Genomic DNA, 12,995 nt, shown 5'->3' with positions numbered 1-12,995 from the left:
TTCGAGGTTAGTTTTATGGTTATGCGCATCTCTTCGATCCAGGCCTTCAATAACGGTGTCAGTGGCCTTGGGCGTAACTATTCCAACCTGATCCGCACCCAGGAGCAGATCAGCAGCGGTAACCGTATTCTTACTCCGGCCGATGACCCGGTAGCATCGGTGCGTCTGCTCCAGCTCGAACAGCAACAGGCGATACTGGGGCAGTACAAGGAAAACCTCACCGCGGCGAAAAACAGCCTGACCCAGGAAGAAACCACCATCACCTCGGTGGTTAACGTGTTGCAGCGTATCCGCGAGTTGGCGGTGCAAGCCGGCGGAGGGGCACTATCAGCCGATGACCGTAAATCGATTGCCAAGGAGCTGGGTGAGCGTGAGGGCGAGCTGCTTAACCTGATGAACAGCCGCAACGCCCGTGGCGAGTACCTGTTCAGCGGCTTTCTCGGCAAGACTGAACCCTTTCTGCGTAACCCTGATGGCACCTATTCCTATCAGGGTGATGAAGGCCAGCGCAGCTTACAGGTAGCCGGTTCAAGTAACGTGGCGATCAACGATAACGGCAAGCGCCTGTTCGAAGATGTGAGCAATGCCAATCGGATTATCAATGCTCTTGGTGTCAATAACCCCGCTTTGCCGACACCGCCATTACCGGCTACAAACATTCCGGCGCTACCGACGGCAGATCAGCGGGTATTTATGTCGCCTGGTCTGGTGCAGGACAATCAGACCTTCAACAGTGATTTCCGCGCTGGCGAGCCTTATTCTCTGGCGTTTATCAGTGGCACTGAGTTCCGTATTTATGACAGCGCCGGTGCTGACGTTACGTCCGAGGTGCCGGGTGGCGGTTTGATTGACCCCTTGGTTAGTGGCGGCAATACCATCAATTTCCGCGGCATGCGCTTCCAGTTGGATGTGGTATTGCAGCCTGGCGACAACGAGCTGGATTTAGACAACCTGCTGGCTAATACCGCCACGCCGGGAACGCCGGGTATCAATACTCATAGTTTCACGTTGCAGTCGGCACCGACGGACTTTGCCGTCAATCGCTCATCAACCAATAACTCTGCTGCGATCGTCGCTCCAGCAGGCATCAGCAACCAGGCAACTTTCGATAGTCAGTTCCCGACGTCCGGTATCGTGCTGCGCTTTACCGATGACACCAACTACGAGGTCTACTCCCAGCCTGTAGGACCGGGTAGCCCGGTACTTGCTACTGGCACGGTGGTTGGTCCCTATCCGGCAACATTCAGCGTATTTGGTGCTGACTTCACCCTGTCTGCCCCAGCAGCGGTTGCCGGCGGCGACGAGTTCGGCGTACAGCCGCAGTTCCAGGAGCAGCGTAGTATTCTCAACACCATCAGCCGTTTGCGTCAGGCGCTGGAATCATCTCCTACATCACCCGCCGGTAATCTTGGTGTGCGTGATGAAGTAGCGATTGCCCTGACCAATCTTGATAACGGTATGGGTAAAGTTCTCGAAGTGCAGACGGAAATCGGTGCTCGGCTGAACCTGATCGACACCACTGAAATTGATAACGAAGATGTCACCCTGGTCAACAAGGCCGTACAAGCGGATCTGCGTGAGCTGGATTACGCCGAAGCGCTATCACGTTTGTCATTCCAGACCATCATTCTTGAAGCCGCGCAGCAGAGCTACGTGAAGATTGCCGGATTGAATCTGTTTAATCAGCTGCGTTAAATCCCCCGCCTAAAGACGCGCTACGCTTGAACGTTAAGCGTCGGCGCGGCCTATCTATGCTCTGGCTTGAATATTGCTTTTTTCCTGTAAAAGCACTCTATGCAGCGGATTTTTGACGGGGACGGCATGGATTCAAATGCGCAATGGTTAGCCAACTTCTTCCGGGCCCAAGCCAAGTTGGGGTTTGAAGAGGGCGATTACACCCGCACACGTAACAGTTGTGAAATTGTGCTGGGACAAGCCAATGACGATATCTCAACCTGGCGTCTGTTGGGGGATGCTGCCCTGGCATCAAAAGACAGTGCTACGGCTCGCCGCAGTTATGAGCGACTACATGAGTTGTGCCCTAAGGATGCTGAAGTTGCAGTCAACCTAGGCAAAGCCTATGTGCAGCTAAGTGCCTGGGACGCTGCCGCATTGGCTTTTCGTCAGGCACTCAAGCTGGAGCCGCAAAACTCTGTGGCGGAGCAGATGCTGACAATGGTTGAGCATATGCGCCAGGCGCTCACAGTATTGGGTGAGAGTGATAATCAAGCTGTGCCCGGCCGCAACGATGAGTGCCCATGTGGTAGTGGTCGTAAGTACAAGAAGTGCTGCCTTGCCAAGTCAACCGGCGCGGCATTGTTGGAGGCATTACGCCAGGCCATGGCTGCTGAAGAATGGCAGCGGGCGCTAAGCCTGATTCGCGATATCAGTCTGCAAACCCTAGAGGTTCGCCGCGCCGAAGCCATTGCTAGTTATCGCCTTGGTCAGCGCATCCATTCCAGGCCGTTACTAGCTGCCTTGTTCAATGAGTTGCCAGATGACGCTGAGGTTATCGCGGCATTGGCGGATGTTGAGTTAGATGGCAAAGACTTGCCCAAGGTTGAGCAGCTAGCTATGCGGGCATTAGCGCTGGAGCCGCATAACCGCATTGCATGGCTGGTGTTATGTGCGTTTCACGCGCGGATGGGGCATGACCAAGATGCCGAGCAGGGGTTGCGTACTGTTGTAGAGTTTGCGCCAGACTGTCGCATGGCTTGGGAGCGCCTGGGCAGCTTCTTGCGCAAGCTGGGGCGCCCGAATGATGAGCTTCAGGTGATGCTTGATTGGGTCGAGCGTTGCCCTGAAAACCATGAAGCCTGGTTTCAAGTTGGTTTTGTGCTGATGACTCTTGGACGAGATAGTCAGGAGGCTCGTCCGTATTTCGTGCGCGCCTTGCAGCTCAAAACAGATTTTCATGAGGCCTATTGCTGGCTGGCTCAGTGTTATGTTGACGCGAGTGATAGCGCCCAAGCTTTGCAGTATTTCCTACATGGGCTAAAGATAAAGCCCGATTATGACCTGGGTTGGATCCTGCTTGGTGGTGTGTATCAGAAAGTTGGGCGGCAGCGAGAATCAGAAGGTTGTCTGATGCGTGCGATTGCGATCAATCCGCACAATGGTTTTGCCTGGAACAACCTAGCTACGACCTATCTGGAAGCCCATGTTCTGGGTGAAGCTGAGCAGGTAATTCGTGTGGCTTTGCAGTTGATCCCTGACCATGCCGCATTGTGGAATAACTTGGGCATCATTTTGGCTGGTGCCCAGCGCCTTGAAGAGGCAAGAGTCTGCTTCGATAAAGTGCAGGAGCTTGATCCAACCTTTTTGGAAGTTCGCATCAATTTGGCGGGGACTGAAGCCAGTTATGGCAATTTGGATCTGGCGATTGAGCATCTGCAGGGCTTGCTTGAGCAGTCGGAATTGGCGCGCTCCAACCTACTTTTCTTTGCCAACTATCATCCCGACTGGAGTATTGAACGGATATTCGAGACCTACCAGAACATGGGGCGGCGTTTCTATCCGGCGCGACGCTACTTCAATTACGATAATCCGCTAACTACGCCACGCCGTCTGCGTATCGGTTATGTATCGCCTGACTTTCGCCAGCATGTCTGCAGTCTGTTTATTGAACCGTTGTTGAAGAACCACAATCACGCAGACTTCGAGATTTTCGCCTATTCAGCTGTACGCAGCGAGGATGACGTAACCGAACGCTACAAAGGCTATGTTGATCACTGGCGACCCTGCGTTGGGGTAGATGACATAAAAGTAGCGGAAATGATCCGGCGGGATGGAATCGATATTTTGGTCGACCTTGCGGGGCATACGGCTAATAACCGGTTGGCCATTTTTGCGCTGAAGCCTGCACCCGTGCAGGTCACTTGGTGGATGGGCTTTGCCTATACCTCAGGGCTTGATGCTGTCGATTATTTTCTTAGTGACGAGGAAATGGTGCCCAAGGGTTACGAGCATGTGTTCTCGGAAGAACCATGGCGTATGCCATGCCCTGCAGTGGCTTATCAACCCCCGGCCAACTTACCCGAAATAAGTGAGCTGCCAGCGTTACGTAATGGCTACATCACTTTTGGCACTCTTACCCGACCTGTAAGGTTGAATCACAAAGTAATTCGCTGCTGGTCCGAGCTATTGCATCGTGTCCCAGGCTCCAAGCTAATGCTTAATGCCCCCGCCTTTATTGATCTTGGGTTATCTGACTACTTTGCAGGTCTTTTTGCTGAACATGGCATTAGCCGCGAGCGCTTGGATATTGGCTGCACCTCGCCACCATGGCCTGTGCTGGCGAGCATGGATATTGCCCTTGACTGCTTCCCACATAACTCCGGCACTACACTTTATGAAAGCCTGTGGATGGGGCTGCCCTATGTAACTTTGCGTGACCGTCCCTCCATGGGACGGGTCGGGTCATTGATTCTGCGTGGCTTGGGGCGCAGTGAGTGGATTGCCGATACTGAGGCTGAGTACATTAATAAGTTGGTCGATCTGGCCAGTGATATTGAGCGCCTCAGGGTGACCCGCGCAGGATTGCGCGATGAGATGCGCGCATCTCCTCTCTGTGACGGCGTGTCTTTTGCTGGCCGAGTTGAGGCTGCCTATCAGGGGATGTGGCAACGTTACTGCAAAGAAGGAGAACAAAAATGAAAGCAGTAATTCTGGCTGGTGGCCTGGGAACGCGGATCAGCGAGGAGTCGCACCTCAAGCCCAAACCGATGATCGAGATCGGCGGTAAACCGATTCTCTGGCACATCATGAAGCAGTATTCGGCTCATGGTATCCACGACTTCGTTATCTGCCTGGGCTACAAGGGCTATGCGATCAAGGATTTCTTTGCCAACTACTTCCTGCATACCTCCGATGTCACTTTCGACATGCGCAACAACAAGATGGACGTGCACCAGAACTATAGCGAGCCCTGGCGTGTGACCCTAGTGGACACCGGTGAAGACACCATGACCGGCGGCCGTTTGAAGAGCGCCGGACGCTATCTGAATGCAGAAGAGGAATTTTGTTTCACCTACGGCGATGGTGTTTCCGACTTGGATATCAGTGCCTTGGTGGCTTTTCATAAGGCCCACGGCAAATATGCCACGGTGACTGCGGTACAGCCGCCGGGCCGCTACGGCGCGCTTGAGCGCGATGGAGATCAGGTCAAAGGCTTTATCGAGAAACCGCGTGGCGACGGTGGCTGGATCAACGGCGGTTTCTTTGTGTTGTCGCCCAAAGTCTTGCCTTACATCGATAACGTGGATACGTCTTGGGAAGCTGAGCCGCTGACCCAACTGGCCGCTGACGGTCAGCTGATGGCCTTCCAGCACCAGGGCTTCTGGCACCCCATGGATACCCTGCGCGACAAGAATTATCTGGAGCAGCTGTGGTTAAGTGGGGAGGCCCCTTGGAAACAGTGGAGCTGAGCTGCGCCTTCTGGCGCGGCAAGCGGGTACTGCTGACCGGGCATACCGGCTTCAAGGGTGGCTGGTTGACGCTGTGGCTGCAGAGCTGGGGCGCTCAGGTCAGTGGTTTTGCGTTGCAGCCCTCCACCTCGCCCAGCCTGTTTGAGCTGGCGCGAATCGGGGAGGGTATCGACAGTCATATCGGTGACTTGCGCGATCTGCCCGCGCTGCAGCAGGTGATGGACCAGATCAAACCGGAAATTGTGCTGCACCTGGCCGCTCAGCCGCTGGTGCGTGAGGGTTATCGGGACCCGCTGGGCACCTACGCCAGCAATGTCATGGGCACGTTGCACCTGCTCGAGGCAATGCGCCAGACGGGCGGGGTCAAGGCATGCGTGGTGGTCACCACCGACAAGGTTTACGCCAACAACGAATGGGCATGGCCATATCGCGAGAACGAAGCACTCGGTGGACATGATCCTTACAGCAGCAGCAAGGCCTGTTGCGAGCTGCTGGCGCAGTCATTTGCTTCTTCTTATTTCCCTGCTGCGCGCTATGCCGAACACGGCTTGGCCATGGCCACGGCGCGCGCCGGCAATGTGCTGGGCGGTGGCGACTTCGTCCCCGAGCGTCTGGTACCCGATATTCTGGCGGCCTGGACGCGTGGTGAACCGGTGACCTTGCGTTACCCGCAGGCCGTGCGCCCCTGGCAGCATGCCCTGGAGCCGCTGGCCGGTTACCTGCAATTGGCCCAGGGGTTGTACGAGCAGGGCTGCGCGTTTGCCGGAGCCTGGAATTTTGGCCCGAGCGATAACGATATGTGCACGGTCGGCGAAGTGGTTGAGCGCTTGGCGCAGCGTTGGCCGCAAGCGCCTGGCCTGCTGATCGAGCCCAGTGAATTGCATGAGGCGGGCTTGTTGCGCCTGGACAGCAGCCGTGCCCGTCAACTGCTGGGCTGGACGCCACGCTGGTCGCTGGATAACTGCCTGCAGCAGACCCTGAATTGGCACCAAGCTTGGCAGCGTGGTGAGGATATGCGCGCCTTGACCCTGGCGCAGCTAGCTGCCTACAGGGGGCCGGATGAGTGAGCTGAGTCTGCGGGAACTGCCGCTGGCGGGTCTATTCAGCCTGCAGCACAAGGTACATGAAGACGAACGTGGCCGTTTTGCTCGGCTGTTCTGTCAGGGCAGTCTGGCTGCATTCGGGCAGCCCTTGCAGATTCGCCAGATCAACCATTCGCGTACCGCGCAGCGTGGCAGCGTGCGTGGCCTGCACTTCCAGTATCCGCCGCATGCCGAAACCAAGCTGATTACCTGCCTGCGCGGCGCAGTGTGGGATGTCGCGGTGGATCTTCGCCGCGATTCTGCGACCTTTCTGCACTGGCATGCCGAACGCCTGGAGGCCGGTGATGGCCGTAGCTTGTTGCTGCCACCGGGGTTTGCCCATGGTTTTCAGGCGCTGAGTGACGATGCCGAGCTGCTCTATCTGCACAGTGCGGATTACAGCCCCGAACATGAGGGCGGTTTATTCCCCTGTGATGAGCGTCTGGCGATCACCTGGCCATTGCCAGTCAGCAATCTTTCCGTCCGAGACGCGGCGCATCCGCCGTTGGCCACTGATTTTCAGGGAGTCGAGTTATGAAGTGCCGAGGTTGTGGTGCCGGCCTGCATGTGCCGCTGATAGACCTGGGTACTGCGCCGCCTTCCAATGCCTACCTGCGCGCCGATCAGCTCGATCAGGCCGAGCAGTGGGTGCCGCTGCGGGTGCTGGTGTGCGACAGCTGCTGGCTGGTACAGACCGAGGATTACCGTTCTGCCGAGAGTCTGTTCGATGCCGACTATGCCTATTTCAGCTCCTACTCCAGCAACTGGCTGGAGCACGCCCAGCGCTACGTCACGCAGATGGTCGAGCGTTTTGGCCTGAATGCCCAGAGCCGGGTGGTGGAAATTGCCGCCAATGACGGCTACCTGCTGCAGTACGTGGCGCAGCGCGGCATTCCCTGCCTGGGCGTCGAACCGACTGCCAGCACCGCGCGTGCGGCGCGGGAGAAGGGCTTACAGATTCGCGAGCTGTTCTTTGGCGAGGCTACGGCTGCAGCCCTGGCAGCAGAGGGTTGGCGTGCCGACCTGATGGCGGCCAACAACGTGCTGGCTCATGTGCCGGATATCAATGATTTCCTCAAGGGCTTTGCCACGTTGTTGCAGCCGAGCGGTGTGGCCACCTTCGAGTTTCCCCATCTGCTGCGGTTGATGGCCGAGCAGCAGTTCGACACCCTGTACCACGAGCATTACTCCTACCTGTCGCTTACGGCCGTACAGAGCCTGTGTGCGCGCAATGGTCTGCATATTTTCGATGTCGAGGAGTTGCCAACCCATGGCGGCTCGCTGCGGGTCTATGCGCAGCGAGTTGGCGGCGGGCGTGACATCTCTGCAGCCGTGGCCGAGTTGCTGGCGCGCGAAGAGCAGGCCGGCATTAGAACCTCCGCCTTCTATTCGACACTGGCCCCTGCCGCCGAGCGCATCAAACATGAGCTGCTGCGCTTCCTGCTCAAGGCCAAAGCCGAAGGCAAGACAGTTGCTGCTTACGGTGCGGCAGCCAAGGGCAATACCTTGCTCAACTATGCCGGCGTACGTAGCGATCTGCTGGCCTGGGTGGCAGATGCTAACCCGCACAAGCAGGGCAAGTTTCTCCCTGGTAGCCGCATACCTGTAGTTGATCCGGCACGTATTGCTGTCGAGAAGCCCGACTACCTATTGGTACTGCCGTGGAATTTGCTGCATGAAGTACGGCAGCAGCAGGCGCAGATCAAAAGCTGGGGTGGCCAGTTTGTAGTGGCCGTGCCGCAAATAGGGTTCAGCTGATATGGCGCGTGTGCTGGTGACCGGGGCCAGCGGTTTTATTGGCCAGCATGCCGTGCAGCAGTTGCAGCTCAGTGGGTTTGAGGTGCATGCCGTTTATGCGCACACGTGCATCGCAACACAGGCATCGGTTGTTGCCCATCGGACTAATCTGCTTGAGCCTGGATCAGTTGAAAAGCTGATCGCCGTCGTACGCCCGGAGCAACTGCTGCACTTGGCCTGGTGCGCCAAGCCAGGTGTCTACTGGACATCGCCGGAAAACCTACTGTGGGTGCAGGCGACGCTTAGGCTGCTAGAGGCGTTTCAAGATCAGGGTGGTCAGCATGCGGTGCTGGTCGGCAGCTGCGCCGAGTATGACTGGCGCTACGGCTATTGTCGTGAAGAGGTGACGCCTTTAGTCCCTGCGAGTGTTTATGGGCGCTGCAAGAATGCAACCCGTGAACTGGCGGATGTGTTCAGCCAGGTGCATGGCCTGCCGATCGCCTGGGCGCGTATTTTTCACGCCTATGGCCCGTTTGAGGCGCCTGGGCGTTTGGTTCCGGCCGTGATTAATGCGTTGCTTAACGGTCAGACTGCACTCTGTTCGCATGGCGAGCAACTGCGTGACCTGCTGCATGCGGCGGATATCGGCAGCGCCCTGGTGACCTTGTTGCAGCACCAAGCGCAGGGAGCATTCAACCTTGGCAGCGGCGAGCCGGTGCGCCTACGTGAGGTGGTTGAATATCTGGCTACACAGTTAGATGCAATGCACCTTTTGCGCATGGGTGCCATTGCGGTGGCTGCCGATGAACCACCGTTGCTAGTGGCGGATAACCAGCGCTTGGCGCAGCTGGGGTGGAGTGCACAGTTTGATCTACAACACGGTTTGGATGACGTTCTGGCCTGGTGGCGTGGGCGTGTTTAATTCTGGCAAAGGAGCAGGGCATGAAACTGACAGTCGATACTGATAACAAAAAGCTGACTCTGAATGACAAGGGTTCCGTGCGAGAGCTGGATTTGTATACCGATGAGGCGTTCGAGCTGCTCTCTAAACAGTGGGTGACCTTGGGTTGGAACCAGAAGTACCCCTATACCTTCTCCTGGATGGGCCGCCCGGTAATTCAGTTGCCGGAAGATATGCTCCGCATTCAGGAAGTGATCTACAGCGTCAAGCCGGACGTGATCATTGAAACCGGCATCGCTCACGGTGGTTCGCTGATTTACTACGCCAGCCTGTTCAAGGCCATGGGCAAGGGGCGTGTGATTGGTGTGGATATCGAAATTCGCCCGCACAACCGCAAAGCCATCGAAGAACACGAACTGTTTGAGTACCTGACCCTGATCGAAGGCAGCTCGGTGGCCGATGATGTCGTCGCTCAAGTTAAGTCACTGGTCAAACCCGGTGAAACGGTGCTGGTAATTCTTGACTCCAACCATACCTACGCTCACGTTACCGAAGAGCTGCGCCAGTATTCACCGTTGGTCACTCCGGGCTCCTACATCGTTTCCACCGATGGCGTGATGCGCGACCTGACTGACGTGCCGCGAGGCAACCCGAGCTGGGGCAAGGACAATCCTTCGCAAGCCGCGCTCGATTTCGCCCAAAGCAACCCGCAGTTCGTTATTGAGCAGCCAGCCTGGCCGTTCAATGAAAGCAGCCTGAGCAAGAACATCACCCACTGGCCGAATGCCTGGTTGAAACGCATCGGGTGAGGAGGTGCTGCTCATGCTTACGAATTTTGTGAATGAAACCTGTTATGGCGTTACAGACGGTGAGCGCTTTAGTCAGGGCGTTAGCGATGTTCTGGCGTCGGTCCTTCCGCATGGCATTTTCATTTCCGACAACCTGATGACGTGGAATAAAAGCCTGACCTTTTTAAGGGATAAGGCGTTTATGAATACTGTTCTGGCTAATGAGCCGACCGCTGTCGAATTATCACTGGTTTGGCGCCAGCATGTGCTGTGTTGGGCGGCGCGCCAATGTGCGAGGTTGCCTGGGGATTATGTTGAGGCAGGTTGTTACAAGGGTTTTAGCGCGAAAATTATTTGTGACTATCTCGGTTTCGCCGAGCATACCGATAAAAATTACTACCTTTATGATGCATTCGAGCACGCTGCTGATATGGCTCACCATGCCATGCCAGAGCACGGCGAGGACTTGTATAGTCGGGTGTGCGCTCGGTTTTCTGATTACCCCAATGTCCGGGTAATTAAGGGATTGGTCCCGGAGTCTTTTGCGCAGGGCATGCCGGAAAAAGTCGCATTCATGCATGTCGACATGAATAACGCTTTCGCTGAGGTAGCGGTGCTCGACGCCCTGTTCGATAGATTGCTGCCTGGTGGCATGATTGTTTTCGATGACTACGGCTGGCTCGGGTACAGCCCTCAGCAAGAAGCAGAGGATGCGTGGCTAGCTGGGCGTCCTGAGCGAGTTCTCGAACTGCCCACCGGTCAGGGACTGTTGGTGAAAACCTGATAAATGGGATCATAAAAAAATGATGGTTTAAGGCAACTCATTGTTTTTTCAGAAAAATAAAAAATAGTGTTTTGCCTAAAGGTTCTACTGGGTGCGCCGATACAAAGTACGAATGCGAACTTAATGGGGCGTCTGAGCAAAGCAGGCCCGAAGCTCGCAGGCTCAGACAATCTCAGTAGCACGGTCCTTTGGAGGCAATCACCATGGCCCTTACAGTCAACACAAACGTAGCGTCACTCAATACTCAGCGTAACCTGGGCTCTTCATCCAAAGGCCTGGACACTTCGTTGCAACGCTTGTCCACCGGTTTCCGTATCAACAGCGCCAAAGACGACGCTGCTGGTCTGCAGATTTCCAACCGTCTGACCAGTCAGATCAACGGTCTGAACGTTGCGACCCGTAACTCCAACGATGGTATTTCGCTGTCGCAGACCGCTGAAGGTGCATTGCAACAGTCCACCGGCATTCTGCAGCGCATGCGTGACCTGGCTCTGCAATCGGCTAACGGCTCCAACGGAGCCAGCGAGCGTGCCGCTCTGCAGTCAGAAGTATCCCAGCTGCAACAAGAGCTGAATCGTATTGCTGAAACCACTAGCTTTGGTGGTCGCAAAATCCTTGATGGCTCTTTCGGTTCGCAGACCTTCCAGGTAGGCGCCAACGCATTTGAAACCATCAGCGTTTCCATTGGTGCAGCTGATGCTTCGCGTATTGGTATTAACCGTTACAACACTGCTAGCAGTACAGGTACTACTACTTCGACAGGTCTCGCAGCGACTAACGTTGCTGATTATGCAGCTGCAACTGCAACCGGCCTCGGTTTCCAGCAGTCGGGTACCGGCACAAACGCTTTGAGCATCACTGGCAAACTTGGTAGTTCCACTATCGATTTCGTCAACGGTGCAAGCGCTCGTGATGTAGCTGCAGCAGTTAACGCGAAGTCTGATGTAACAGGTGTAACGGCTAACGCTCGTACAGTCGCTAACCTTGATACTTTCTCCAGCTTGACTGGCACTCAGACAGGTACAGTATCGTTCACGCTTTATGGTGCAAACAAAGGCGCGGGTAACGGCGTCTCGATCTCGGCTAACATCACCAATGCGGCTGACTTCAGCGCTCTGGCTGATGCAGTCAACAAAGAGTCTGGTGCTACCGGTATTTCCGCGAAGGTCACCGGCACCGGTACCGGCATTGAGTTGACCAGCGAACGGGGAGATTCAATCGTTCTTGATGATCTGTCTGCGAATGGTGGCACTGCGGCGCTGACCAGCTTCGTCTTCAATGGCAATGATGGCCTGGCGACAGATAACAGTGACATCGTCGGTGCAACTACTGGTGTCACGATTGCCAACGGTGCGGCAGGTGTGGCAACAGGCCAAGTGCGCATTGAGTCGCCAGATGCCTTCAACGTGACCAATGCTCTTGCAGCATCCTTCGGTGGTGGCGGTTTCAGTGAACTGAACGCTGTAGATCAGATCGATATTAGTACTTCGATTGGTGCGCAGAACGCTCTGGGTATTGTTAGTGGTGCGATTTCCAACATTGACAGCCAGCGTGCTCAGCTCGGTGCCGTGCAGAACCGTTTCGAGAACACTATCTCGAACCTGCAGAACATCGCAGAAAACGCTTCTGCTGCTCGTAGCCGGATTCGTGATACTGACTTCGCTGCCGAAACTTCGGAACTGACCAAAAATCAGATCCTGCAGCAAGCTGGTACTGCAATCTTGGCTCAGGCTAACCAGTTGCCACAGGCTGTGCTCAGCCTGCTCGGCTAAGGTTAGACGCGCTAGACTACGGGGGGAAGGGCTTGGCTCTTCTCCCCGTTCCCTCATTCTGAGGAGAAAGTTATGGACATTGGTTCTATTCAAGGTTCGTCTGCATCCACCGCTATTGCTTCTAAAGCAGAGCGTGCGCCAAATGCCTCTGCCAAAGTTGTGGCTGATGCTGTTGAGCGTAAGCCTTCTGAAGATGCTGCAGCCGTTAGTGCCACAAAGGTTGAAAATGGCTCCGCGGCCTCTCGCGAAGAGGTCGAAGCTGCAGTCGCGACGATTCAGGACTTTGTCCAAACTGTTCGCCGTAGCCTGAACTTTTCCCTCGAAGAGGGCAGTGGGCGTGTAGTGGTTAAGGTAACCGATGCAGGGTCGGGTGATGTGATCCGACAAATCCCTTCCGAAGAAGCGCTGCAGTTGGCAGAGAATCTTTCGGAGGTTCGCAGTTTGTTATTCAAAGCTGAGGCCTAGCTAACAAGGTTGGCACAGCTTTTGACTGTTAACGCTTATC

General features: G+C 55.7%; 11 protein-coding genes. All 11 read left to right on the top strand.

Features of this window, described 5'->3' with window-relative positions; genetic code table 11:
* Positions 1 to 15: 15 nt before the first annotated feature.
* The 11 genes from ACIN8IBEIGE_RS16530 (at position 16) to ACIN8IBEIGE_RS16480 (ending at position 12,955) form a co-directional block, all read left to right on the top strand.
* Positions 16 to 1,695, top strand: coding sequence for a flagellar hook-associated protein 3 (locus tag ACIN8IBEIGE_RS16530; protein ID WP_160015615.1), 1,680 nt, complete (start codon positions 16 to 18; stop codon positions 1,693 to 1,695).
* Between the two features lie 99 nt (positions 1,696 to 1,794).
* The gene (locus ACIN8IBEIGE_RS16525; protein WP_160015614.1) at positions 1,795 to 4,656 is read left to right on the top strand and encodes a tetratricopeptide repeat protein; all 2,862 of its coding nucleotides are present in this window, start codon (positions 1,795 to 1,797) and stop codon (positions 4,654 to 4,656) included.
* A complete protein-coding gene (gene rfbF, locus ACIN8IBEIGE_RS16520) occupies positions 4,653 to 5,426 on the top strand; it encodes a glucose-1-phosphate cytidylyltransferase (protein ID WP_160015613.1) in 774 nt (257 codons plus the stop codon). Before ACIN8IBEIGE_RS16525 ends, rfbF begins: the two co-directional genes overlap by 4 nt.
* Positions 5,417 to 6,493 carry a CDP-glucose 4,6-dehydratase gene (gene rfbG, locus ACIN8IBEIGE_RS16515; protein ID WP_372240021.1) on the top strand — a complete coding sequence of 359 codons (1,077 nt, stop codon included), beginning with the start codon at positions 5,417 to 5,419 and terminating at the stop codon, positions 6,491 to 6,493. The genes rfbF and rfbG overlap by 10 nt, the downstream gene beginning before the upstream one ends.
* On the top strand, positions 6,486 to 7,046 hold the full coding sequence (locus tag ACIN8IBEIGE_RS16510; protein WP_160015611.1) for a dTDP-4-dehydrorhamnose 3,5-epimerase family protein: 561 nt from the start codon (positions 6,486 to 6,488) through the stop codon (positions 7,044 to 7,046). The genes rfbG and ACIN8IBEIGE_RS16510 overlap by 8 nt, the downstream gene beginning before the upstream one ends.
* Positions 7,043 to 8,266: a class I SAM-dependent methyltransferase gene (locus tag ACIN8IBEIGE_RS16505; protein ID WP_160015610.1), complete on the top strand. Its 1,224-nt coding sequence runs from the start codon at positions 7,043 to 7,045 to the stop codon at positions 8,264 to 8,266. Before ACIN8IBEIGE_RS16510 ends, ACIN8IBEIGE_RS16505 begins: the two co-directional genes overlap by 4 nt.
* 1 nt (position 8,267) lies before the next feature.
* Positions 8,268 to 9,167 (top strand): NAD(P)-dependent oxidoreductase, encoded by a 900-nt coding sequence (locus ACIN8IBEIGE_RS16500; RefSeq protein WP_160015609.1) that lies wholly within the window; start codon positions 8,268 to 8,270, stop codon positions 9,165 to 9,167.
* Between the two features lie 20 nt (positions 9,168 to 9,187).
* On the top strand, positions 9,188 to 9,955 hold the full coding sequence (locus ACIN8IBEIGE_RS16495; protein ID WP_160015608.1) for a cephalosporin hydroxylase family protein: 768 nt from the start codon (positions 9,188 to 9,190) through the stop codon (positions 9,953 to 9,955).
* Positions 9,956 to 9,968: 13 nt separating this feature from the next.
* Positions 9,969 to 10,718: a TylF/MycF/NovP-related O-methyltransferase gene (locus tag ACIN8IBEIGE_RS16490; protein WP_160015607.1), complete on the top strand. Its 750-nt coding sequence runs from the start codon at positions 9,969 to 9,971 to the stop codon at positions 10,716 to 10,718.
* 203 nt (positions 10,719 to 10,921) lie between these two features.
* Positions 10,922 to 12,490, top strand: coding sequence for a flagellin (locus ACIN8IBEIGE_RS21065; protein WP_160015606.1), 1,569 nt, complete (start codon positions 10,922 to 10,924; stop codon positions 12,488 to 12,490).
* Positions 12,491 to 12,562: 72 nt separating this feature from the next.
* Positions 12,563 to 12,955 (top strand): flagellar protein FlaG, encoded by a 393-nt coding sequence (locus ACIN8IBEIGE_RS16480; protein WP_160015605.1) that lies wholly within the window; start codon positions 12,563 to 12,565, stop codon positions 12,953 to 12,955.
* Positions 12,956 to 12,995 lie beyond the last annotated feature (40 nt).

This window comes from Pseudomonas sp. 8BK, assembly GCF_902506475.1.
Lineage (GTDB): Bacteria > Pseudomonadota > Gammaproteobacteria > Pseudomonadales > Pseudomonadaceae > Aquipseudomonas > Aquipseudomonas anguilliseptica.
The sequence above is the reverse complement of the archived record's forward strand: the minus strand, read 5'-3'. Positions and strand labels throughout refer to the sequence as shown.

What these genes read in the sequence shown, in the direction of transcription:
- ACIN8IBEIGE_RS16500 (WP_160015609.1), top strand. Translation starts at nt 8,268, where the DNA reads ATGGCGCGTGTGCTGGTGACCGGGGCCAGCGGTTTTATTGGCCAGCAT.
- ACIN8IBEIGE_RS16530 (WP_160015615.1), top strand. Translation starts at nt 16, where the DNA reads ATGGTTATGCGCATCTCTTCGATCCAGGCCTTCAATAACGGTGTCAGT.
- ACIN8IBEIGE_RS16490 (WP_160015607.1), top strand. Translation starts at nt 9,969, where the DNA reads ATGCTTACGAATTTTGTGAATGAAACCTGTTATGGCGTTACAGACGGT.
- ACIN8IBEIGE_RS16525 (WP_160015614.1), top strand. Translation starts at nt 1,795, where the DNA reads ATGCAGCGGATTTTTGACGGGGACGGCATGGATTCAAATGCGCAATGG.
- rfbF (WP_160015613.1), top strand. Translation starts at nt 4,653, where the DNA reads ATGAAAGCAGTAATTCTGGCTGGTGGCCTGGGAACGCGGATCAGCGAG.
- ACIN8IBEIGE_RS16505 (WP_160015610.1), top strand. Translation starts at nt 7,043, where the DNA reads ATGAAGTGCCGAGGTTGTGGTGCCGGCCTGCATGTGCCGCTGATAGAC.
- ACIN8IBEIGE_RS16495 (WP_160015608.1), top strand. Translation starts at nt 9,188, where the DNA reads ATGAAACTGACAGTCGATACTGATAACAAAAAGCTGACTCTGAATGAC.
- ACIN8IBEIGE_RS16510 (WP_160015611.1), top strand. Translation starts at nt 6,486, where the DNA reads ATGAGTGAGCTGAGTCTGCGGGAACTGCCGCTGGCGGGTCTATTCAGC.
- ACIN8IBEIGE_RS21065 (WP_160015606.1), top strand. Translation starts at nt 10,922, where the DNA reads ATGGCCCTTACAGTCAACACAAACGTAGCGTCACTCAATACTCAGCGT.
- ACIN8IBEIGE_RS16480 (WP_160015605.1), top strand. Translation starts at nt 12,563, where the DNA reads ATGGACATTGGTTCTATTCAAGGTTCGTCTGCATCCACCGCTATTGCT.